Raw genomic sequence first — 24,066 nt, forward strand, 5'->3', positions numbered from 1 at the left:
TGTAGCGATTTTTTTCATTGTTAAATATCCTCCTAAAAATTTAAATAATTAATTTCATATAATGAATAGTCATGTGACTAAAATATTTACTTTGTTATCCTTGGCTTCGTTCTTTTTTAACGACAAGCATTACTTTATCAGAAAAATGTACGTTTGTGTGCGGTGTTATCATTTTGTAATGTTTACATAGAGTTGTTTTGTTAAATGAAGTCTGTAAATAGCGTAACGAAAGCATGTAACTAACAATATTTCATGTAACGTTTTAGAATTGTTATATTCTTGTAATAATAAATTTTGCTCTTATTACAACTTTAACTATGATGAGTTTAGTCTTTTTTTTAAATATTTAGTCAATAAAGAATATTTACTTGATGTAAATTTAATCTTAGATAACGCTAAGGTTATTCATAAAATTGATAAAAAATGAGGTGAGATAGAATTCGTATCGAATTCGTTATCCCACCCCATCACAATGGTGAACTATAATAATAAATACCATATACCCATTTTTGACTTAATTGTTTTTGTCATCTCACTAAATCATGACTAAGCAAACACATTGAATCTCACTCTAATTTCTAGTGATATATAGCGCTCTTATTTTTATTTTTGAATATTATTTTTCATTAACTTCTTTCATTTTCTTAATGATTTCATTAGATAATGCCTTAACACCACTATATTCCAAGTGAATACCATCATATGCAAAATACTCAGAATGACCCTCAGATGCTTTATACCAATCAACAATATGAACATTTTTATGTTTCTTGGCTACTTGTTCCATAATTTTATTATTAGTCGACTCGTAGTCTCTCGGTACTCTTACCTTAATTAAGTAAATATCTGCTTCACCTAAAGAATCAATTAATTCATTCATTTGATCTTTCGTAAACTCACCGTTCGTACCAAGTTCTATCACAACACTCTGACCTTTTTTAGTATAATCTTGGTACTTTTGATTGATTAAATCTTTACCCTCAATTAACTGTCGTCCAACTTTTCCATCAATATTAGCATGTGGCACTTTTTCACTAAAGACTTGACCGATATCTACCATTACTGAATCTCCCAGCAATAATGGAGACGCTTCTTTAGGATTAAAATGTTGTTGTGAAGACTTATCTTGATTATTTTCATCTGGCTTTTTAGGTTTTGCTTTCTGGTTCGTTTTAAAAGATTTTTGTTTCGCAGCTTGTTGTTTATCATGCTCTTTACCCAAACTATCATAGGCACCAAATACTATGAATGCAGAAGGAACAAGCAAAATTAATACAATGATCGTTCTTGAAAATCTTGTTAAATTTTTCGGTATCACTGTGAATGCTTTGAATCCATTTTTTCTAATAGGCGTTTCAATAAATTTATAAGATACTTCAGCCATGACAAACATAAGTATCACTTCACAAATATATACAAACCAAGGAATCTGACCTTGTACGAAATAACTATTCATAAAAATAATGATAGGATAGTGCCATAAATATAAACTATACGATCTCTTGCCTATATAAATAAATAACTTGAAACTTAGTATTTTCTTTAAGACACTTGATGGATGCACAACGCTTGCAATGACAAACAGTGTCAAGAACGAGATGGCATAAAATCCTCCACTATATATCCATTTATCTTGATCACTAACCACTACAAACAAATAAATGAGCACTGCCATTCCGACTATGCCTATTGCACTTATACTTGCTTTAGCACCTTTAGATATATCCTTTCTAAAAGAAAACGGTGGCCAAATAAATGCTAGTAAGCATCCTAATAACAACGTTTGTAAACGTGTGTCAGTTCCGAAATAAACTCTAGAATTGTTACCTGTATACATATGTATCGTTATCATTGCAGTTAATGATAATAAAGAGATGATTAATAGAATAATCATTGTAGTTCTCTTTTTGAAAAACTTTAATAACCCTAAAAGTATAAATGGAAAGAATAGATAGAATTGTTCTTCAATAGCTAATGACCATAAATGCTTTAATGGCGCTACAGCAAATTGATTAAAATAGTCTACGTCTTGTATGATATACCACCAGTTCGAAACATAGAAAAGTGCTGCTATAGCATCATGTTTTATACTAATAATTAATTCAGGTTTAAATAGTAATGTATATATTAAAACAACCGTGACAACAAACATCATTGCTGGTATTAATCGTTTAAATCTTCTAAGCCAAAAATTAACTAAATTAATAGAATTATTTCTATAGTACTCACTTAATAATAAACTAGTTATGAGATAACCAGAAATGACAAAAAAAGTATCTACTCCAAGGAATCCACCAGATAACCATTTCGTGTTTAAATGATAAATGATTATCCCAATGACTGCTATAGCTCTCAAACCATCTAAACCAGGTAAATAGTGCGGTTTATAAGTTTTGTTGAGACGTCTATAATTGTTCTCATTCATTCAATTACACTCCGTTTAATTTTTAAAATACTTGCTCTTAATATTATCACAATTACATCCTCAATTGCATTGACATATCATCTTTTTACTTAAATATTAAACTTTAACAAATTAAATAGGTATATATTTATTAAAACATCTTCATATAAGTTGTGTAGGTAAGCAATTTAAATGTATCTATATATGATATTAAACACACCATTTATATAACCATATCTTTTAAATAAATACAAACATAATATCATTTAACTTTATTATACTTTTCAGTCTAGATGTTATATTTTCACTTTGTTAACATCACTTTGCTATATGAATCATTTTAATTTGACTTTCAAATAAAAAAGAACCTAGAACACAAAGCGATGTGTCCTAGGCTTTTTAATATATTGCCTCGATAACTAAGATTAAAACTCCCTTATATATAAGGGAGTCAATTTTAGTCCTCGTTGCTGAGAGGACAACGAATGTTGCCCCACTCTTTCTAATTATATTATTAGATTTGGATTACATACCCCAAGCAGATAAACCTTGTGCTTTATATGCTTTATAAGCTGCATTGATTTGATCATTTACTGAACCAGTTGAACCCCAACCTGGCATAGTTTGGAATAATCCAGCTGCACCTGAAGCATTACGTGCATGTAATTGACCATTTGATTCTCTAGCAATAATGTGTTCCCATGTTGAAGCAGATACACCAGTACGTGCAGCCATTTGAGCAGCAGCATATGAACCTACTGAACCAGCAGTATTACCATTTGATAATCTTACTGAACTACTGTGAGAGCTGTAGTTATGGCTTGGTGCTGAGTATGAAGTAGTTGATGTGCTGTAGCTACGACTTTCTGAAGAAGTTGGAGCTGAAACAGCTTGTACATTTGTGTTACTAGATTGTGTATTTGCACTTACTTCTTGGTTAGATGATGATTCTGTGTAATCAGCATCTGAACCAGCTACAGTGTAGCTCCATGACCATTCTGAACCATTTGAAGTGAAGTTGTATTGGTATCCATTGTCTACGAAATGAATATCGTAAGCACCAGCTTGAACTGGTTTAGCATTTAATTCTTCAGGGTTATGTTGTGCTAAATCTACTAAGTGTGCTTTATCAACGTTTGTAGTTTCTGAAGCGTGTGCTTCATGTCCTGATAAACCATAACCTGCAATTCCTAAAGATACTGCTAATGTAGAAGCGATAACTGTTTTTTTCATGATATATAAATCCTCCAGATATAATTTAAAATTTGTTTGTTTTGTTATTTAAATGTTTTGAATTCGTTGTGCTATATTGAAAATGTTTTTTGTTAACTTTTGACGCTACCCACTATATCATAAAAATCACCTTTGTATATTACACGTTCCTTACAAAAGGTTACAATATCAACACTCTTTTGTAATCTTAAAACAGATATATTTCAGTTTGTAACATATAATTTCTTAATATTAGTTTCATATTCCATCTTAATTTAAGTAATTACATCGTGTTTCAAGCTGAAATACCATTATATTAAGTTATCTGTAAAATTACAGATTGCAATGTTGTTACATAAATGAAATAATTCTAACTATTTGATTCTAAGTATTATCATTTTTTATGAAGATTTGTTTATTTTAATGAGGTTACTTTTTAACTCTTATTCTTTAATAAACAAAATATAACGCTATGTATCAATTTGGAACTCAAAATATCTTTTGTATTAAACGACGTTACCTTTTTCTATATAGGTGAGTTATCCTTTTAGACTATATAATAGAAGAAACACAGTATTTTCATTCATAAACATTTCATTATATTAAAAAAGAGAGTCAGACCAATGAATAATGCTTCATCCACGGTCTCACTCTCGAGATTTTTATTTAAAATTAATACGTTTTAACTCCCCATAGTACTTCTTCACATTTCCTAATAATTGTTTTAAGTACTTCAATCCGACCCGTTTTTTTATGATCTGCCGGAACAATATACCAAGGGGCGTATGAAGTGTTTGTAGATTCAATCATATCATGACTTGCTTCTAAATATTCATCCCATTTTTCTCTATTACGCCAATCTTCTTCAGTAATCTTCCATTGTTTATCAGGATTATTTTCACGGTCTTTAAAACGTTTAAGCTGCTCATCCTTATCTAAGCTCAAGAAGAATTTTAAAATGATTGTACCTTCATCTGTCCACATCTTTTCAAATTGATTAATTTCATCAGATGCACGTTGCCATTCATTCTGGCTCGCAAAACCTTCTACACGTTCAACTAGTACACGACCATACCAACTACGATCAAATATTTCTATATGACCTGATTTTGGCATCTTTTTAGCAAATCTCCACAAATAATGATGATTAAGTTCGACATCCGTAGGCGCACTAATACCATTTACTTCATATCCTGTTGGATCTAATTTTTCTCTAATACGTTTAATATTGCCACCTTTACCGGCAGCATCCATACCTTCGAAAACTAAAACAAGAGGAATCTTTCTTTCATATAAAGCAAATTGGATTTCTCTCATTCTCTGTTGCAATTCAACAATGAGATTTTTATACGTTTTTTTGTCTACTTTTTCAAGATGATTATCAAATAAAGAAGTCGTGAAGCTTGGTGTGAACTTACCGTTGACTTTAGTTATTTGTTGTTCAACTTTTTTTATAGCTTGCTCAAGTCTATCTATTAAATGTAAGTACATTTTTTCAAAAGCATGCTCGCGCTCTGTGTAATCGATGACTTTCCAATCTTTATCCTTGTTGATGAATTGATGCATTTGATTTAGATAACTTTCTTGAGGTATAACATTTTCATATTCTTGAACTTTCCATCTAGTTAAGGGGTTATCTTTTGTCTGTTGAATATGTTCATTGCGTTTTTCTTCATTTATTTCTATGAAAAACTTTATAATTTCATAGTTATCATTCTTTAACATCGATTCAAAATGATAAATTTGATTGACTAAAACATCATAATTTTTATATTGATCATGCTTAATTTTGTTTTCTTTATAATCTAAAAAGTGTGAATACCAACTTCTAAAATAAATATTTATATTACCCTTTTGTGGTAACGTATTCCAATATTTTTGTAAAAATTGGTAACGTAAATCATTTGACTCTGGCGATTTAGTAGCTATAAATTGCGAATATTTGGCATCTAGGTGCAATAGTAATTCATTTGATAAACGTGTCTTCCCTGAAGCAGGAATCCCCTCAAATAATACCATAATTGGAATACCTAATTCATGAGTACGTCGACTTAATCGAGCTACTTTCAATTGTAATTCTTCTAGTTTCCCTGACATCGTTTCACCCTCTATATATGTTAAAGTTAGATACTATATTGTTATATTTTAACATAGAAAAATCTCTTCACCGTTCTAAACGTCGAAGAGATATGAAAGTTTATCCCATAAATTTAAAAATATCATTTTCATACAAATGAATAAATCTTCTAAGTATTAAATCTAAAATCCATGCAACTAGAAACGGCACAACAAAAAAGGCTATGACAATAAGTAATAAACTTAGCCATGCAGAATCAACATGCATAAATTTAAAGGCATTAATAGGTCCAACCATTCCGATAAAACCAAATCCGGCTGATTCTTTTGTTCCTGAAATACCAATAATTCCAGAAGCAATACCAGATATTGCCGCTGTCAAGAAAATCGGAATCATAATGACAGGGTATTTAACCATATTTGGCATCATCATTTTCACCCCACCGAAAAATATTGATAAAGGAATACCTACATGATTAACTTTGCTGGTACCAATCAATAATACAGCTTCTGTTGCTGCTATACCTATTGAAGCAGATCCTGCAGCAATACCTGATAATCCAATAGCAATAGCTATGGCAACAGTTGACAATGGTGATATGATTATAAAACTAAACACCATAGAGATTAACATACTCATAAGCACTGGTTGTAGTTCAGTAAAGCTATTAATCATGTTACCAATTCCCGTTGTAATTAACCTTACATATGGTAAAGTAAATACGCCAATTGTAGCTGCTAAACCACCAACAACTGTCGGAAAAACAATTAAAGCCATACTACCAACACGTTCTTCTATTAATAAAATAAGTAACACGGCTATGGATGCAGTTAGCATCGTATTAATTAAATCACCAATTCCCGCAATTACCCATGTACCTTGTTTAAATTGAGCTGCACCACTACCAACATATGAGGCACTTGCTACTACAGCTATTGCTAATGGTGTCATATTGAACTTCATAGCTATCAATGCTCCAATAAGCGCTGGCACTGTAAATTGGATGGCTTGAACGACCCCTAATAAAGTTTTGAAAATAGGATGATATTGCATAAAGTATTTAAAAATTTCTCCCAAAATCGCATTTGGAACGAGTCCGGCTACTATTCCAATTGCTACCCCTGATAACACTCTAAAAATAAAATCCTTTGGTCCATCGATGTTTTTTATCGTCGACATAAGTTAAACCTCCCAATGTGCTAAGTAAAATTATGTATAAAAAGAGTCTCGAAGCCTATATATGATTCAATTAAATCTTTCTTAGATGCTGTAACTTAGAGGGATAATTAGTGAAATGCATATATGACATTCAAGACTATGCTCAATAGTATACCATATTTTCTGAAAATTAAGATAACTTATTTGTCATTTCATTCAAAACATTAATTTTTAATTAAAATACACTTCATAACCTTTAGTTTAAATACTAACGTTATGAAGTGTTACCTAACTCACCCTATTTGAAATAATAAGTGCTTTACTCTTCCTCAGTTTCAATTTTAGCTTTGCGAGATTCTTTTTTATATTTTTGATACATCACTAACATGATAACAAACCATACGGGTGCAGAAAGTACGGCATAACGCGTTGCACTATTAATCAATAATATAATAAAAATAAATGCAAAGAACCCTAAAATACAGTAAGCCATGTATTTTCCGCCCCACATTTTATAGTTACTCTCTTTATGCTGTTTCGGTTCATGTCTTAAATAACCTAGATACGCAATCATAATAATTGTCCAAATCATAATATTTAAAACAGTTGAAAATGTTGTAATTTGTACAAACACTTTAGTCGCATCTTTAAAAATTGCATTTAACACGACTGAAATACTTAATAAGCCACATGTCACTAAAATAGCATAATGTGGTACGCCGTGCTTATTGGTTTTATGTAAGAATGCTGGACCCTGCTTTCTTCCAGCTAATCCAAACATCGTACGGCTATTAGCAAATATACCACTATTACAAGAAGACGCTGCAGCTGTGAGTACAACAAAGTTAATAATACCTGCTGCAAAAGGGATTCCAACTAATCCAAACATTTTAACGTATGGACTGTCAGCAGGATTTAATTGTTGCCATGGTACAACAGACATGATAACTGCCAATGATCCTACATAAAATAATAATATTCTAAACGGTACATTATTAATTGCTTGAGGAATTGTTTTGTGAGGATCTTTAGTCTCCCCTGCAGTTATTCCAATCAACTCAATACCAATAAATGAGAAAATTGCCATTTGGAATGACATGAAGAAACCTTGTGCACCATTAGGGAAAAAGCCTCCGTCTTTCCATATATTCGTCACAGTTGCAGGGCCATAGCTTGTCTTCATTCCAAATACAATCATAACAACACCAACAGCTATCAAAGCTAAAATAGTCAAAACTTTAATAATAGAAAGCCAAAATTCTAATTCTCCAAATAATTTAGCACTAAATAGATTTAAAGCAACTAAAACTAAAATCGTCGCTGCAGCTGTTAACCAGTTTGGAATTGTTGGATACCAGAAGGAAACATACTTGGCAACAGCAGTCACTTCTGCCATTCCTGAAATAATCCATGTTAGCCAATATGTCCAGCCCACCATAAAACCTGCCATAGAACCAATATGATGATGGGCAATATCTCCAAACGATTTAAATCCTAAATTGGATAACAGTAATTCTCCCATAGCTCTCATGAACATAAAGAGAACAAAACCTACTATTATGTATGTTAATAAGATAGATGGTCCTGCTAAATGAATAGATTGGCCAGCACCAAGAAATAAACCTGTTCCAATAGCCCCGCCAATCGCAATTAATTGTATATGTCTATTGCTTAATTCTCTTTGCAGTTTATCTGCCATAATCTTTTCTTCTCCATTTCATAGAGTAAATCACTGACTGAAAATTATGTCGTACGTCATACCCCTTGTTTTATAATAAATTTCTTTTAATTATAGAAAAATAGTATTACAAATTTAAATATACCCTATTTTAACAATTTTCAATCAATCTTATTTTTAAAAACCTCACTAAAGCCCGTTGATATCTTTAGTGAGGTCGATGTTCTTTATTCTAAAATGACTTTCATAGAGCGTTGTACACTATCAGCATACATACCTCCAAATTTAAGTAAATGTATCATAAGTAAATATAATCTATAAAATTCTATACGTTTTTGTGATCCTTTGGCTAATGGTAGCTGTTGATTATATTCTTCATAAAACTCTTGTGTAAATCCACCAAACACTGTAGTGATTCCTATATCAAACTCTCTATCGCCGTAGAGTGGTGCAGGATCAAACAAAGCAGGTTGGCCATTTGTTAAGAACATATAGTTACCTCCCCATAAATCACCATGTAACAGAGAAGGTTTACTAGTATGATTTGATAGCTCGTCAACAATAACTTTTCTTACACGTTCATACATCTTTTTATCTTCTTGTTTCCACAATCCTACACGTAATAACTCATCTTGTAAGTGATCCATTCTACGATCTATAAAAATCTCTTTCCATGTCTCAGTCCATGAATTATCAAATGAAATATCTGCGCCTTCATGCGGTAAACGGAATCCAAATTTATTATCTTGTTGGTATTGGCTATGCATTCTAGCAACCAATCGAGCAAGTTCTCTTTGACTCCCTTGACTACCTTCTTCAAGAAAACTTAATAATAAATATGCATCTCCATTTATCTCTCCACTTGCAATTACTCTTGGAGCTGTTATACCTGCATTTTCAAATTCATTTAGTCCTGCAATTTCTGCGGCATAAAAGGCTTCTGATCGTTGACGTTGAACGAGTAGAAAAAAAGTATCTTCTTCAACTGTAGTGACTTTAAATGCTTCATTTACATCTCCACCACTTACTGGAGAAATGTCTTTCACATTGTCAAGCGGCAATGCGCTCATCCATTGTTCATTCATTTTCTCACCCTCTTAACTTTATATTATATCTACATTAATATATTACCTATAATGAAATCATTAATCTTAACTTCTTTATATTATTAAATTAAGTCAATTTTTCAACTTTCTAATATTTAACTATGAAATTTTACATGAAAATGCTAGTCTATTAAAAGAATGAATTTCAAACATATTAACTGGGGATAGTAAGCCTCAAATATAATGAAATAGGAGCATTTATATGTACAAATTAGTTAAGCCTTTATTATTCAAATTAGATCCTGAACGAGCACATGGTTTGACCATCAATGCGTTGAAGTGTGTTCAAAAATGTTCACCCATTTTACCTATCGTTAATAAGTTATTTACTTATAACAATCCAATATTAACGCAACACATTCACGGTATTTCTTTTGATAATCCTATCGGGTTAGCTGCAGGTTTTGATAAATCTTGTGAAGTTCCAAAAGCACTTGAAAACATTGGCTTCGGTGCAATTGAACTCGGCGGTATAACACCTAAGCCTCAACCAGGTAATCCAAAACCACGCATGTATCGTTTACTAGAAGATGATGCACTCATCAATCGTATGGGATTCAATAATAAGGGTATGAATAAAGCATTAAGTAATTTACGTAATCATTCATGCTCAATACCAGTAGGATTAAATGTTGGTGTGAATAAAACAACTTCCTATGAAAATCGCTATCAAGATTACATTAAAGTGATTGATACATTTAAAAATGATGTCTCATTCTTTACAGTGAATATTAGCTCCCCAAATACAGAAAATCTCCAAAACTTTCACGACGAAAATGAATTTTCGATGTTATGTGATGCTTTAAATACATTTAAAGCTAAGAACAATATTAATGTACCTATCTTTTTAAAGTTAACGTCTGATATGGAATTAGATGGTTTTAAAAAAATCTTGCCTTCAATTACAGATACATTCGATGGGGTTATGTTGGCAAATACGACACGGCAACGTGATGGATTAAATTCAAAAAATAAAATACAAGAAGGTGGTTTGAGTGGCAGACCATTATTCGAAAGAAACTTACAACTAGTTAAATATGCCTATCAACAAACACAAGGTAATTTCTTAATTATTGGAACTGGTGGTATATTCAGTTCTGAAGATGCTATCAAAATGTTAAGAAACGGTGCGTCATTACTGCAAATATACTCTTCATTAGTCATTGAAGGACCAGGTTTGACTAAGAAAATGAATAAAGAAATCGCGCATTATTTAACTCGACATGGTTATGCAAATGTAAGTGATATTATTGGTTTAGATGCATAAATTACAATTACGAAGCTGCCTTTTAAATAATGAATAATTTAATAAATAACGTATAAAAGTTTAAGAACGCTATTATTCATTGGAGGTCCTATCATGGATAAAATAAACAAAGAAGATACCGATACTAAAAAAGATAGTAATAACAATTATAAACATCAAAATGACCATATAGATAGACAAGGTTTAAATGGTTATCAAAAAACTGATTTGGATCTTGAGATAGAACGAGAACTACAGGAAATGGTGGAAAATGGAGAATCTGATAAAGAAACAAAAAGTAAGCATTTCAAAATCTTATCTTTCGTTTCAATGATTGTCATTGCAGTGATAGCCATCATACGATTCATACAAAAAACGATATAAATATACAAATGCCTACTCATATGAGTAGGCACATTTTATATTTTAAAATTGTTGTAAAAATGCTTGAGCATCTTTATTTATTTGTTTAAAATCTATACCTTGCTTCATCGCTGCAAATACACAGCCACAATAACATTGTCTAAAAATATTATAATCATTACACATTTCGATAGAACGTTCATACCCTTTATTCTTTTTAAAATCACTTGGTAAATATTTTACATTATATATATTTTGTACATCCATACCTAGTTCATTGATTAATTGGGCATTTTTCTTTGGAGAGAGTGTGATTGCACTACCAAAATAATCGTAACCATGTTCTAAAGCAGCTTTTGCAACAATTTCTAATCGCATCTCGAAACAAGCCGTACACCTTAGTCCACCTTCCGGCTCTTCAGTTAGACCTTTATCTTTTGCCATTTTCATAAATTTATGCGGTTCATATTCGGCTTCAATATACTTTACATTTGCACCTGTTTTATTATTAAAATCATTTACAAATTGTTCTTGAACTTTAGCACGTCTTAAATATTCACTTTTGGGATGTATATTAGGATTCGCAAAATAAATCGCTATATCCGCATATTGTGTTAAAAACTCTAACGTATATGTACTACAAGGTGCACAACAACTATGAAGTAAGATTTTTGGACGTTCTCCATCACGTTCCCATTGAGAAATTATCTTTCTTAATACTTTATCATAGTTGATTTTTTGATTTTTCATTTTAGCTAAAATTTGATTTGCTTCAATCACAATATGACCTCTCTTTCATCTACATAACACATTATTTAATAATATTATATATTACCGAATATATAAAGGAAATATTGAACGTACAAGACAATTCGACTTTAACTCTTAAAAAATTAAAAAAAGCGACCGAATTCGAATTGCGTGTATTGCCACATTTTAACAACAAGTCCTAAAAATAAAAATTTGTAACATAGCTACTTTAAAATTAGTCATCAATTCCCACTATAATAAAACACCTGAGACAATTATTTTTGCCTCAGGTTCTTGCATTAAATATTAGTAACCAGATCCAACTTCTTCACCATCTTCGTCATATTCTATAACATAACCGTCGTCAATGTCTACCGTGTACGATCCAGCTAAATCTCCATCTTTATCTAAGAATGAAAAGCCCCATTTACCATCACCGGTTTTTTCAGGTTCTTTATACGTATACGTATCAGTATCTAGTGTATGTCCTTCATACGACTCTACTTTATCAATTACATTTTCACGCGTTACTTCACCACTACTTGAATCGTTATCTGACTCGTCATCTGAATCATCATCGTATTTTTCATCTGATTTTTTATCGACATACTGATCAATAGCTTCTTCATCGAATTTGACTGTGACATCTGTCACACCACCATCTTTTTCGCTTGCACTTGCTACATTGACCGAATTTGATTTAAAAGTTTTTCCTTCGTATGAACCTTCAGCGTGAACGATAACTTCTTCATCCGGATCATAAGGACCATATGTTTCGGATGAAAAACCATCTCCTATTTCTTTACCATTAGCATATATTTTTACATTATCTAATATATATCCGCCTTCAGTATCAACATTAAAACGTTTTTGTTTAAACGATTCATATGCAATACTATCACTTTCACTCATATCAATTGTAATAGCGCCTTTAAAATTTTTACCTTCCATGTCTTTTGATGCTTTTAAATTATAATCACCGATAGGAAATGTTCCTAATTCTTTATCGTCATCTTCTTCTACAGAAATATGATGTTTATCCCCGTTAAATTCATAAGTAATTTCACCACTATCACTTGAAACGAGCGTAATTGTTTTTTGAGGAACATTAAATTGATAGTTATCAAAAAAAACATATTTTTTTCCGTCTTTAGATATATTTAAAATATTATTACCATTTGCATCTACAGATAAATTGTTATAGTGATTATTTTTAATATCTTTGGTGTTTTCTTCAACTTTGTCAGCAACATGCTTTAAATCATTTTCTGCTTTAATATACTTTAAGTACGCACGTGCTTCTTCTTCACTTAAACGATGATTGTTTGATGTTAATTGCTTAGATAACGATTTAGCATCGTCTTTTTTGATAGCATGTGCAATGTGAGTCGCTTGTTTTTCTGGTGACATTTGATTTTTAGCTATAGTAAAGATTACTACCAAAGCAATGATAATAGCTAACACTATAGTAATAATCAACCAAGTTTTTTTATTACTCTTATTGGAACGTGGTTGATGATGAGAATAGCGTTGTTCTGAATATTTATAATTAGTTCCATCATTTCTCACAGATGTACCACAATTTGTACATACCTTTACACCTTCTCGAAGAGGTTGACCACAATGACTGCAATATTTCATATTTTAATAAGTTCCTCCTTCAAATAAATCCCCTAGTTCTTCTATAAAATCACCAAATATTTGATGGAAAAATGCCTCACCAAAAATACGAATAAATAAGAACAAAATAATGATATAAATAATCACACCATAAAAGCTGGATATTCTTGTTTGATTACCTGTGCTATACTTCGCAATTAGATAAATACCAGAAGCAATAAATAATAATAATGACAATAATGCTATACTTCCGCCAAAGCTGTATGATTCTGCTAATGTTAAAATTACAGAAATAATTAAAATTGCTAACGAAACACTATTAATTAACACATAGTCTGATAATACTTTTTTAAAGCTAATAGGTTGTCTAACTACTAAACGTGTAAGTCCAAATATTGCACCTACTATGACAACCAAAAATAGAATAATACCGAAAATGATACTCGTTACCAAACTACCTCTTGTAGTACCGAAAATACCAATCTCAACTGGTATTACGGAAGCGAGTAAAATTGCTAATACAATAAAACCGATTATTAATAATGATAATAATAATTTAAAACTGAAAACATGATTAGTTTGAATGATTTTATCAGGTGCAGTAAATGCACTTTTAAAGAAACCTTTACTTTCATTTGTTACTTGTTTAGCTTGTTGACCTATTTGACTTTGTTGTTGATTGTGATTGTGTTGATTTTGAGGAATTTCTCGATGTTGAGGTCTTTGGTGGTATGTAGAGAGATTTGATTGTTGGATATCATTATGTGACTGCTTAGATTGTAATGTTGAATCTGCTACGTCATTTTCATTTGATCTAGTCTCATCATGAGATGTTGAATCAACATTTTGATGAGTCGCTACGTTGTTTTCTTTATTATTTGATGTTATGTTTTGTTCTTCATCATTCTTTTCAGCTTTTGTTATTTCACTTTCTGCATTTCTGACTGACTGTGGATGTCGACTTATTTTATGCCCACATTCACCACAGAATAAATCATCATCTTCTATTGGATTACCGCAATTCGGACAATGCATATAAAACCCTCCTACAATAAATATTTTGTAATCTTTTAAATTATATCATTTTATTTATATTGTTTTCTACAAAAATCTAAAAATCTTATTTATTTAATCGGGTATAGTGAATTGTGGTATATAGATTTCATATAAAGGAGTATATATTTTCCGCCACTTTTTCAACTCATATATTCTCAAATTGACTTATAGTAATAGCATGACATTTTACTTCATTATTACTATTTAGACATTTATTTCAAAACAATATCATTGAAATATAAAAAAGAGTCTGGACATCCATCTACCTTGAGTCCAGACTCTTAATCATCCTCTTAGTAATTTATTGGTTCAATCATCATCTTATTTATAACTTTTCAGTTTTTTGATTTTAAAATCGATAATGAACCTATCAATTGAGAATGAATTCCATCTCATCTCTTATACATTTGATATCGTATTTTCTTTCTCATTTATCATTTCTATAATTTCATTATTTTCATTTAACACAGCTACTTTTGGTGAGTGATTTACCATTTCATCTTCATTTAATTGTGCATATGTCATAATAATAATGACGTCTCCAACTTCAACTAGTCTTGAAGCCGCGCCATTTAAACACATCTTTCCACTACCACGTTCTCCAGCAATGACATATGTTTCAAATCGAGCACCATTATTATTATTAACAATAGCAACCTTTTCATTGGGTAAAATATCAACCGCATCTAATATATTGGCATCTATTGTTATACTTCCAACGTAATTTAAATTAGATTCTGTAACTCTAGCCCTATGGATTTTTGAGTTCATAAATGTTCTAATCAATATAGTCATCTCCAATAATTATATTATCTATCAATCTTGCTTTAGAAAATTTAACTGCCAATGATATGAATATTCGTCCATGAATCTCTGATTGTTGTATAAGATTTGGATAACTATAAATACCCAAATCATCAATATGTCCACTTATATTTTTGTTTAAATACGCAGCGATTTGACTTATAATCTCATTGCTATCTCGTTCACCCGCTTCATACAAATTCTTTGCTAAGCGTAAACTTTGATATAAATGTTTTGCCTCTCTTCGTTCTTCAGAGGTCAAGTAAATATTTCTAGAGCTTTTGGCTAAACCATCTTTTTCTCTTACGATATCAATGCCAATAACGTGTACAGGAAGATTAAAGTCTTTAACCATTTTTTCAACAATAGCTAATTGTTGCGCATCCTTTTTCCCGAAATAGGCATAATCTGGTTGTACAATATTAAATAATTTGTTGACCACGGTCACAACACCTTCGAAGTGTCCAGGTCTTTGTGCTCCCTCTAATACTTGTGCCAAGTGTCCAACTTTGAGATGAACACCTAATTCTTCTGGATACATTTCATCTACACTTGGATGGAAAACATAGTCCACGTTTAACTTTTTTACTGCATCCACATCATCATCGAGTTGACGTGGATAAGCATCAAAATCCTCATTTGGTCCAAACTGCAAGGGATTCACAAATATACTAATAACCGTGAGATCATTTTCGTTTACAGATTGCTTCATCATGGTTAAATGACCATCATGTAAAGCTCCCATAGTCGGAACGAATCCTATTGTTTTACCTTCACGTTGATATTGTTTAACAATAGATTGCATTTCATTAATTTTTGTAATAACTTTAGTCATGTTGCTCTACCTCATCCATAATACGTTTTTTATAAGTATGCTTTTCAGAAGGAAACGCCCCGTCTTTAACCTCTTCATTATATTGCCTTAATCCATCAATACCGCTTGAAAAGTCTGCAAATTGTTTAACAAACTTAGCGTGTCGATCAACACCATAATTTAACATATCATGATAAACTAATACTTGTCCGTCAGTATCTTTACCTGCCCCTATACCTATAACTGGAATAGTGAGTTGCTGACTAATCTCTCGAGCTAAATCACTAGGTATGGCTTCTAAAACCAGTACTACTGCACCAGCAGTTTCCATAGCTTTAGCATCTTTGATAAGTTGCATAGCGGCTGCCTTTGTATCCCCTTGAAGTTTATACCCCATTACACCTACACTTTGAGGTGTAAGACCTAAGTGAGAAACAACAGGTATACCCATTTTAGTTGCTTTTTGAATAAATGATGTAAGATGAGCCCCTTCTACTTTGACAGCGTTAGCATTCGTGTTTTGATAAAGCTTAAGTGCATTTTTTAAATCTTCTTCATCACTTAAACCAACAGTCCCTATAGGCATATCAACAACTATAAATGTATCCGGAGCACCTCTTTTAACAGCCTTACCATGATGAATCATATCGTTCAATGTTACTTGAACAGTACTATCATATCCTAACACTGTCATTCCTAAAGAATCTCCTACTAAAATCATGTCAATTTCAGCTTGTTGTGCTTGCTTAGCACTAGGATAATCATAAGCTGTAACCATAGAAATCTTTTGCTGTGATGCCTTCATTTTGTTTAAATGATTTAAAGTTTTCAATTCATTTCACCCTCAATTTCCTTTATTATTAGCAATAGTATAATGAATCGTAAAAAGAAAGGAAAGAATAAAGTTATGACAATTGCCATTATAGGTTCAGGTGCAGTGGGTACAACGTTAGCTGTTGAATTAAAAAAAGTTCTACCAGATACGGAACTCATCGGCCGGCAAAATAAATTAATGACCTATTTCCCAGAAAATACTTCAAATGGATGTCATATTAAAGTGACTTCATTTAATCATATTAATCATACTTTTGATGTCATTATCATAGCTGTTAAAACACATCAATTGGATGACGTCATTAAACAATTACCTAAAATCACTCATGATAATTCGCTCATTATCTTAGCACAAAATGGCTATGGACAGCTTAATAAACTTCCATATCAACATGTCTTTCAAGCAGTCGTCTATATTAGCGGGCAAAAAGTCAACAACAAGGTTCAACATTTCAGAGATTACCAACTATGTATTCAAGATAGCACACTAACTCGTCAATTCAAGCAAATGGTTCGTCCTTCCAAAATAGAGGTGGTTTTACAAGAAAATATTGAAAAAAGCATTTGGTATAAATTATTAGTGAATTTAGGTATAAATACCATCACTGCTATTGGACATCAACCAGCTAAAATTTTAAAATCTCCTCATATTGAGTCGATATGTCGTCGTATATTAGTTGATGGTCTTAAAGTTGCTAGAGCTGAACAAATTAACTTTGAAGATCATATCATTGATGATATTTTAAATATCTATAATGGTTATCCAGACGAAATGGGAACAAGTATGTATTACGATGTCATTAACAAGCATCCTCTTGAAGTCGAGGCCATACAGGGTTATATATATAAATGTGCAAAAAAACATCATTTAGAAACACCCTATCTAGATATGGCTTATACATTTTTATACGCTTATCACCTCGAATACACCCAACCAGATTGATATCTTAGGTGAATCATTCATTAAAGAATATGACTTTTTCTCAAAGAAATGTCTTTATTCTACAAATAAACAGCCTCATATTTGAAATGCGTTTACTTTATAAATTCTAACCATCATAAACATACAACAAAGCCTAGAACACAAATTCATGTCCTAGGCTTTATTAACGTACAGACAATCTATCTATACTTGAATTGAAGATGTTGTTTATATCAAACTTTTTCAATTGTAGTATAAGAACCCCCAACATTGAGAGTTTCATTCAGAAATTTTCTATGTTGGGATTCGTTACCAGGATAGGAAAATATATTCAATACATATTTTATCCTATCCCTCATCTATTTAGTATACAAATCATCTTAGTCTATAATGTTTGGAGTTAAGGTACATCTAGCTAACAATTATTCAGCTTCTCTGATTTCATCAGCTATATCTTTATAGTCAATATCTGCATCAGTAAATGATTTAGCATCTACTGGGAAGTGTTGTTCAAATGTTTCAAAGTTTTGTATTTCAACAGTCACATCATCCACTTCAAAGTCTAAAATATGACCACCGAAATCACGATCATCATTTGCAAAGTGAATATGGAAACCAGCAGAACCAATACCATGGAATAATTCTGGAGTGAAGAAACCTACGATTGAACCTTTGATATTTTCACGTGTTTCTTCAGGTTGTCTACGAGCTGAATCAATTAAACGTGTGTATGGAGGTTCTTGACCAGGCATCATACGTACATGCATTTTTTTAAACGTTCCTGAAATTTTAACTGCTGAGAACATATTTTCACTTGTCATTTGTTTTTTAACTTCATCAAATACTTCTTCTTGATTTTTATTAGAAGTTTTAAAACTTGAGTCTGCTTTGAATTTTGTAACTGTTGCATATGGTGTCATTTCGTCGCCTGTCAATTCTATAAACTCTTTATGTTCATTTGCATGATAAGCTTTACCATCAACAAAAATTACTTCTCCATCAGAACCTGTAAGCGTAGCAATACCTAAATCACCATGTTCTAATAAGTCATTAATTGAAGCAGTTCCTTCTAATAAACCTGCCATTAAAGTTCCTAATGTTCCGTGTTGATACAATACATTAGTCATTCATAATCACTCCTATTAATATTCATTACTTGAAGAAACGCATTCTAAGGTAGCCTTTCAACCTTAGAGTGCGTTCTATTAAAATTCAACTTAGTATCATTGGTTAATATATTAATTTAAAGCATTTGGTAACATGTTTGTAGATAATTTAACATTATCTGCATAATTAACTGGGATATCAATTAATACTGGACCATCAGTTTCGTAACCCTCTTTAAGTGCCGCCTCTAATTCTTCTTGATTAGTGACACGTAATCCTTTAGCGCCAAATGATTCTGCATATTTTACATAATCAACTGGTCCAAATTCTACACCTGCAGAGCGTTTATATTTCATTTCTTCTTGGAATTCAACCATGTTATAACGACCATCATTCCAAATTAATTGAATGATATTTAAGTTTTTACGTACTGCAGTTTCTAATTCTTGTCCTGAGAATAGGAAACCACCGTCTCCAGCTACAGAAACAACTTGTGTATTTGGACGTACAAGTGCAGCTGAAATAGCCCATGGAAGTGCAACACCTAAAGTTTGCATACCGTTACTGAATAGTAAATGTCTAGGATTGTAACTTCTGTATTTACGAGCCATCCAAATGTAATGGCTTCCCACATCTACAGTTACAGTAGTATCATCAGTTAAAACTTTTTGCATTGTTTCAATGATTTCAACTGGGTGCATCACACCTTCTTTGTGAGTTGCTTTAATTCCAGTTGCTTCTATGATTTCGCCTCTTAATTTTTCAAGTTCATCTAAATGATTTTGATTAATAAATGGTTCATTTACATGTTCAGAAATCATATCAATTGTACCTGCAATGTTTCCGATTAACTCTTTAACTGGTTGCATGTAATTTGTGATTTCAGCATGTTCTTCGTCGACATTGATGATTTTAGTATCTAATTCTTTATTCCAGTTACTTGCTTCATATTCAATAGGGTCATAACCGATTGTGATAACTAAATCACTTTTTCTAAGTAATTCGTCACCGACTTGGTTTCTAAATAAACCAACACGACCGAAGAAGTGATTTTCTAATTCGCGACTAATTACACCGGCACCTTGGAATGTTTCAACAACAGGTAAGTTTGTTTTTTGAACTAAACGGCGAATAGCTTCTGTTTCAGCTTGGCTTGAACTTCTCATTCCAGCTAATAATACTGGGAATTTAGAATTTTTAATAGCCTCAATCACTTCATTGATTTCTTGTTCTGAAGGTACACCAAGATGTGGTTTTTGACATAATGAAATTGCATCAGCTTTGACAGGTGATGAAATAACATCTTGTGGAATACTGATAAAGCTCGCTCCATTTTTACCTGAAGTGGCTGTACGCATTGCATTCGTAATAACCTCTGATAGTGATTCTGGATCTTGTACTTCTGCACTATATTTAGTTGAGGATCTAAGTAATGATGCATTATCAATACTTTGATGTGTTAAACGTAATAAGTCATTTCTTTTAACTTGACCACCGATAGCTAATACAGGGTCACCTTCAGAAGTTGCAGTTAATAAACCAGTAGTTAAGTTACTTACCCCTGGGCCACTTGTAGTAATAGCCACACCTGGTTTTCCTGTTAAACGACCAATACCTTGTGCAATCATCGCTGCATTTTGTTCATGACGCGTAACGACTAATTCAAGATCGTCATCCTCTAGTGCATTAAATAAGTAGTCGATTTTTGCACCTGGAATACCAAATACATACTCAACTCCATTATTTTTTAAAGTATCAATTACCATTTGTGCTGCAGAATATTGTTTTTCCGCCATTTATATTCATTTCCTTTCAAAAATTAAGTTCATTCAAAACATCTTCGTCATTCTTATAAGTTTTAAACTAAATGTTTTATAGAATCATAAGTGTCTTCTAAAGTTTTCACTGATTTTTCTAGTAATTGTAGTTCGTTATCATTTAATGGTGTTTCATAAATTTTAACTGCACCATTTTGATTGATAAGTGTTGGTAAGCCAAGATAAACATCTTTAAATCCATATTGACCATTAAGTTGACTAGAAACTGTCAAAATACTATTTTCATTATTTAATAAAGCTTTAGAAATACGTAAAAGTGCTAGAGCTATACCATAATACGTAGATCCTTTAGCTTGAATGATATCGTAAGCAGCATCTCTTGTATTAATATAAATTTCATTCGCTTTAGCATCGCTACCAGTTTCTTCTTTCAGTGTATCATACACTGAAATACCTCCAACGTTTGCTTGAGACCAAACTGCAAGTTCAGAGTCACCATGTTCACCTATAATGCTAGCGTGAACACTACTTGCAGTAACACCTAATTCTTTACTTATTAAATATCTGAATCTTGCACTATCAAGCACTGTACCAGAACCAATAACACGTTCAGCTGGTAAACCTGTAACTTCTTTAACATAACGTGTTAAAATATCAACTGGGTTTGCAGCAATTAAGAAGAAACCATCAAAGCCACTATCCATGACACTAGTTACGATACTTTTCATGATTTTAGTATTTTTCTCAACAAGTTGTAAACGAGTTTCACCCGGTTTTTGAGGTGCACCTGCTGTAATAACAACTAAATCTGCATCTTTACAATCTTCATATTCTCCAGCTTTTACAGTCACTGGTGAAGAACTGTAAAGTGCACCATGGTTTAAATCTTTAACGTCTGCTTCCACTTTATCTTTTGCAATATCAATAATTACAAATTCATCTGCAATTCCTTGAGTCACCATAGCAAATGCATAACTTGAACCTACGGAACCGTCTCCTACTAGAACAACTTTTTTCCCAAATTTTTTCATTTTAACGAACTCCTTCATAATAAAGTTACACAAATAAGTGTGTTAGCTTATTTGTATAATATTTCTATTAAAATAACTAGAATTTTACTTCAGTTCAGATATAAAAAATTCATTTTAATGACAATTTTTCAACACTTTTCTGAAGTAATCAACTCAGCGACTAACTTTATTACGTTTATTATTATAGTACGTGACAAAGTATTAATAAAATACATAATAACGATGTTAACCATTCATAAAAGGAATAGGTTTCCTATAGAAAAATGTAATACTTTGTTTGTTCATATATGAAATAAACGAATGTGAGTTAATCGCGGTCTTTTTTCGACAATAAAGACATCAATTCAATGCCTTTATTAAAAGACTATCTACTAGGCCATACCCACCTCTATGTATAAACTAACAATTAAATACAGTGAATTCCAAATATTTATCAATAAATATAACGTCAAAGCATCAAAAAATCGTAATTGATTAAAATATCTACCGTCCCATACTTTTTCAAGAATTTATAATATAAAGGTTTAACATCGGCACATTTTAAAACTAAGCCATCAAATTCCAATACACAAAACACCTGAGACAAATATCAATTTCCCAGGCTCCTCAGTTATTTAAGTATAAACACCTACTTGAAAAGCACACTTCAATTTATGTACTAGTCATTTTAATATTTAAATAGTGGAGCAAGAACTATTAGTGTACCTTAATGAATTTTAAGTGCATATGTACAATACATTAAAAATGTGTTCGTGCCTCTAACATATCTTTGACGTTATTAAAAATAGACAAGTTGTTATATCGACTTTGATATAAAATCCTTTACTAAATATTGACCTATGTTGGTTTCATCTCAGAAATAAATTCGATCCATTTGCGAGTTACATGATTGAGATAAGCATCTTTTCGCCATATCACTCCAAGATGCCATGATAATTCAACATTCTCTAATTGAATGGACGTTACGTTATTCCCCATTAAATTAACTAAACTTTCTGGAACGATACTTATTCCAATTCCTTGTTGAATCATGTTAGCGATAAAGCTAATTTGAGAAATATTAGCAACAGTTTTAGGGTAATAGCCTAACCTTTTACAATTCTCTATAATTTGATCTTTTAAATAATAATCATCATGAAATAAAACAAACTCTTCATCTTTCAAATCTGCCATGTCTACTTTATTTAAATGTGCTAAGTGGTGGTCATTACTTACTACTAATAGTAATTCCTCGTTATACAAAGAAGTTGAATGAAATTCAGTGTGATCTACAGGTAGTGTAGTAATACCAATATCCACATCATCATTAGATGTTAAGTTCTCAACAATTTTACCACCACCCTCAATCACTTCATATGTCACATTAGGATAGAGTCTGTGAAACTGATTCAATGCATTTGTAAACATTTGAACATTCATCATTGGTGATAATCCTATTTTAATATGACCTTTTTGAACGTTCACAATGTCATTCATTTCTAAAGATAATTTCTCGAATAAAGCTAAAAATTCTAAACTATTATCATAAAATGTTTGACCTATATCTGTTAGTTTTATTTGTTTTTGTGACCGGTCAAACAATGTAATATCATATTCATTTTCAATATTTTTAATCGCTTTGCTAATCGTTGACTGCGCAATGTATAAGTGTTCAGATGCTTGCGTCATACCACCTTGTCGTACAACTTCTACGAAATATTTAATTTGTTTAATTTCCATTTATATTCATCCTTAATTATCAACATTTGATTGATAGATATTTCTTCTCATAGAACCATCGTTTGATATCTAGCATTTTTTCATCGACATAACTTCTTCAATTATTCATTTACACTAACACTGATTAGACAATAAATCCGTGTATATAATTGTTTCAATTGACTAATACCGATTATTTTTCATCATTATCATGATGCTCTCTTTTACGATAACATGTTTTACAAATATAATTACTTTACTAATTTATAAATCATGTGAAGAAATACATGCCAAATACCATAATTTAAAATTCCTGTGATATTAACATTCAATTTATATCTTTTTTGGCCCTATTGAAATTTAACTATATAAACTTAATCACTGTGAAAATAATTTTTATTAATTTTT

The 24,066-nt window shown here is 31.5% G+C and carries 19 protein-coding genes; 3 read left to right on the forward strand and 16 right to left on the reverse strand.

Translation table 11 applies throughout. From position 1 onward, the window contains the following. Positions 1-616 precede the first annotated feature (616 nt). The 6 genes from HMPREF3058_RS02965 to HMPREF3058_RS02990 all read right to left on the reverse strand — a co-directional run bounded on the left by HMPREF3058_RS02965 (position 617) and on the right by HMPREF3058_RS02990 (position 9,614). The gene (locus tag HMPREF3058_RS02965; protein ID WP_002489287.1) at positions 617-2,425 is read right to left on the reverse strand and encodes an acyltransferase family protein; all 1,809 of its coding nucleotides are present in this window, start codon (positions 2,423-2,425) and stop codon (positions 617-619) included. Between the two features lie 504 nt (positions 2,426-2,929). Further along, entirely contained in the window at positions 2,930-3,637 is a 708-nt protein-coding gene (locus HMPREF3058_RS02970) for a lysozyme family protein (RefSeq protein WP_002486899.1), read from the reverse strand. Positions 3,638-4,288: 651 nt separating this feature from the next. Next, complete coding sequence (locus HMPREF3058_RS02975; protein WP_002490859.1) at positions 4,289-5,713, reverse strand: polyphosphate--AMP phosphotransferase; 1,425 nt, start codon at positions 5,711-5,713, stop codon at positions 4,289-4,291. 100 nt (positions 5,714-5,813) lie between these two features. Next, a complete protein-coding gene (locus tag HMPREF3058_RS02980; RefSeq protein WP_002490868.1) occupies positions 5,814-6,872 on the reverse strand; it encodes a PTS sugar transporter subunit IIC in 1,059 nt (352 codons plus the stop codon). 298 nt (positions 6,873-7,170) lie between these two features. Next, positions 7,171-8,550, reverse strand: coding sequence for an amino acid permease (locus HMPREF3058_RS02985; protein ID WP_002490855.1), 1,380 nt, complete (start codon positions 8,548-8,550; stop codon positions 7,171-7,173). A 206-nt stretch (positions 8,551-8,756) separates the two neighbouring features. Continuing rightward, entirely contained in the window at positions 8,757-9,614 is an 858-nt protein-coding gene (locus HMPREF3058_RS02990) for a fructosamine kinase family protein (RefSeq protein WP_002490873.1), read from the reverse strand. Between the two features lie 223 nt (positions 9,615-9,837). On the opposite strand from HMPREF3058_RS02990, the gene HMPREF3058_RS02995 reads away from it, so the two are divergent. Further along, a complete protein-coding gene (locus HMPREF3058_RS02995; protein ID WP_002490863.1) occupies positions 9,838-10,902 on the forward strand; it encodes a quinone-dependent dihydroorotate dehydrogenase in 1,065 nt (354 codons plus the stop codon). A gap of 93 nt (positions 10,903-10,995) precedes the next feature. Next, on the forward strand, positions 10,996-11,265 hold the full coding sequence (locus HMPREF3058_RS03000; RefSeq protein ID WP_002490883.1) for a hypothetical protein: 270 nt from the start codon (positions 10,996-10,998) through the stop codon (positions 11,263-11,265). A gap of 42 nt (positions 11,266-11,307) precedes the next feature. Here HMPREF3058_RS03000 and HMPREF3058_RS03005 read toward each other — a convergent pair whose 3' ends face one another. From HMPREF3058_RS03005 to panB, 6 genes are all read right to left on the reverse strand, one after another. Next, positions 11,308-11,994, reverse strand: a complete 687-nt coding sequence (locus tag HMPREF3058_RS03005) for an epoxyqueuosine reductase QueH (RefSeq protein WP_153647446.1) — start codon at positions 11,992-11,994, stop codon at positions 11,308-11,310. A gap of 306 nt (positions 11,995-12,300) precedes the next feature. Beyond that, entirely contained in the window at positions 12,301-13,635 is a 1,335-nt protein-coding gene (locus tag HMPREF3058_RS03010) for a zinc ribbon domain-containing protein (RefSeq protein WP_002490890.1), read from the reverse strand. Positions 13,636-13,638: 3 nt separating this feature from the next. Then, complete coding sequence (locus HMPREF3058_RS03015; RefSeq protein ID WP_002490885.1) at positions 13,639-14,649, reverse strand: zinc-ribbon domain-containing protein; 1,011 nt, start codon at positions 14,647-14,649, stop codon at positions 13,639-13,641. A 420-nt stretch (positions 14,650-15,069) separates the two neighbouring features. After that, positions 15,070-15,456, reverse strand: a complete 387-nt coding sequence (panD, locus tag HMPREF3058_RS03020; RefSeq protein ID WP_002475660.1) for an aspartate 1-decarboxylase — start codon at positions 15,454-15,456, stop codon at positions 15,070-15,072. Next, positions 15,449-16,309 carry a pantoate--beta-alanine ligase gene (gene panC, locus HMPREF3058_RS03025; RefSeq protein WP_002447058.1) on the reverse strand — a complete coding sequence of 287 codons (861 nt, stop codon included), beginning with the start codon at positions 16,307-16,309 and terminating at the stop codon, positions 15,449-15,451. The genes panD and panC overlap by 8 nt, the downstream gene beginning before the upstream one ends. Further along, on the reverse strand, positions 16,302-17,120 hold the full coding sequence (gene panB / locus HMPREF3058_RS03030; RefSeq protein WP_002475645.1) for a 3-methyl-2-oxobutanoate hydroxymethyltransferase: 819 nt from the start codon (positions 17,118-17,120) through the stop codon (positions 16,302-16,304). Before panB ends, panC begins: the two co-directional genes overlap by 8 nt. A 75-nt stretch (positions 17,121-17,195) precedes the next feature. On the opposite strand from panB, the gene HMPREF3058_RS03035 reads away from it, so the two are divergent. Next, complete coding sequence (locus HMPREF3058_RS03035) at positions 17,196-18,065, forward strand: oxidoreductase (RefSeq protein WP_002490867.1); 870 nt, start codon at positions 17,196-17,198, stop codon at positions 18,063-18,065. A gap of 401 nt (positions 18,066-18,466) precedes the next feature. Here HMPREF3058_RS03035 and budA read toward each other — a convergent pair whose 3' ends face one another. The 4 genes from budA to HMPREF3058_RS03055 form a co-directional block, all read right to left on the reverse strand. Further along, complete coding sequence (budA, locus tag HMPREF3058_RS03040; protein ID WP_002447055.1) at positions 18,467-19,171, reverse strand: acetolactate decarboxylase; 705 nt, start codon at positions 19,169-19,171, stop codon at positions 18,467-18,469. Positions 19,172-19,282: 111 nt separating this feature from the next. Continuing rightward, positions 19,283-20,947 carry an acetolactate synthase AlsS gene (gene alsS, locus HMPREF3058_RS03045; protein WP_002486862.1) on the reverse strand — a complete coding sequence of 555 codons (1,665 nt, stop codon included), beginning with the start codon at positions 20,945-20,947 and terminating at the stop codon, positions 19,283-19,285. Between the two features lie 62 nt (positions 20,948-21,009). Then, complete coding sequence (locus HMPREF3058_RS03050; protein ID WP_002490879.1) at positions 21,010-21,960, reverse strand: L-lactate dehydrogenase; 951 nt, start codon at positions 21,958-21,960, stop codon at positions 21,010-21,012. 837 nt (positions 21,961-22,797) lie between these two features. Continuing rightward, on the reverse strand, positions 22,798-23,679 hold the full coding sequence (locus HMPREF3058_RS03055; RefSeq protein ID WP_001830605.1) for a cidABC operon transcriptional activator CidR: 882 nt from the start codon (positions 23,677-23,679) through the stop codon (positions 22,798-22,800). Between the last annotated feature and the right edge of the window lie 387 nt (positions 23,680-24,066).

It is taken from the genome of Staphylococcus sp. HMSC068G11 (genome assembly GCF_001815825.1).
Lineage (GTDB): Bacteria > Bacillota > Bacilli > Staphylococcales > Staphylococcaceae > Staphylococcus > Staphylococcus epidermidis.

What these genes read in the sequence shown, in the direction of transcription:
- HMPREF3058_RS02965 (WP_002489287.1), bottom strand. Translation starts at nt 2,425, where the DNA reads ATGAATGAGAACAATTATAGACGTCTCAACAAAACTTATAAACCGCAC.
- HMPREF3058_RS02970 (WP_002486899.1), bottom strand. Translation starts at nt 3,637, where the DNA reads ATGAAAAAAACAGTTATCGCTTCTACATTAGCAGTATCTTTAGGAATT.
- HMPREF3058_RS02975 (WP_002490859.1), bottom strand. Translation starts at nt 5,713, where the DNA reads ATGTCAGGGAAACTAGAAGAATTACAATTGAAAGTAGCTCGATTAAGT.
- HMPREF3058_RS02980 (WP_002490868.1), bottom strand. Translation starts at nt 6,872, where the DNA reads ATGTCGACGATAAAAAACATCGATGGACCAAAGGATTTTATTTTTAGA.
- HMPREF3058_RS02985 (WP_002490855.1), bottom strand. Translation starts at nt 8,550, where the DNA reads ATGGCAGATAAACTGCAAAGAGAATTAAGCAATAGACATATACAATTA.
- HMPREF3058_RS02990 (WP_002490873.1), bottom strand. Translation starts at nt 9,614, where the DNA reads ATGAATGAACAATGGATGAGCGCATTGCCGCTTGACAATGTGAAAGAC.
- HMPREF3058_RS02995 (WP_002490863.1), top strand. Translation starts at nt 9,838, where the DNA reads ATGTACAAATTAGTTAAGCCTTTATTATTCAAATTAGATCCTGAACGA.
- HMPREF3058_RS03000 (WP_002490883.1), top strand. Translation starts at nt 10,996, where the DNA reads ATGGATAAAATAAACAAAGAAGATACCGATACTAAAAAAGATAGTAAT.
- HMPREF3058_RS03005 (WP_153647446.1), bottom strand. Translation starts at nt 11,994, where the DNA reads ATGAAAAATCAAAAAATCAACTATGATAAAGTATTAAGAAAGATAATT.
- HMPREF3058_RS03010 (WP_002490890.1), bottom strand. Translation starts at nt 13,635, where the DNA reads ATGAAATATTGCAGTCATTGTGGTCAACCTCTTCGAGAAGGTGTAAAG.
- HMPREF3058_RS03015 (WP_002490885.1), bottom strand. Translation starts at nt 14,649, where the DNA reads ATGCATTGTCCGAATTGCGGTAATCCAATAGAAGATGATGATTTATTC.
- panC (WP_002447058.1), bottom strand. Translation starts at nt 16,309, where the DNA reads ATGACTAAAGTTATTACAAAAATTAATGAAATGCAATCTATTGTTAAA.
- HMPREF3058_RS03035 (WP_002490867.1), top strand. Translation starts at nt 17,196, where the DNA reads ATGACAATTGCCATTATAGGTTCAGGTGCAGTGGGTACAACGTTAGCT.
- budA (WP_002447055.1), bottom strand. Translation starts at nt 19,171, where the DNA reads ATGACTAATGTATTGTATCAACACGGAACATTAGGAACTTTAATGGCA.
- alsS (WP_002486862.1), bottom strand. Translation starts at nt 20,947, where the DNA reads ATGGCGGAAAAACAATATTCTGCAGCACAAATGGTAATTGATACTTTA.
- HMPREF3058_RS03050 (WP_002490879.1), bottom strand. Translation starts at nt 21,960, where the DNA reads ATGAAAAAATTTGGGAAAAAAGTTGTTCTAGTAGGAGACGGTTCCGTA.
- HMPREF3058_RS03055 (WP_001830605.1), bottom strand. Translation starts at nt 23,679, where the DNA reads ATGGAAATTAAACAAATTAAATATTTCGTAGAAGTTGTACGACAAGGT.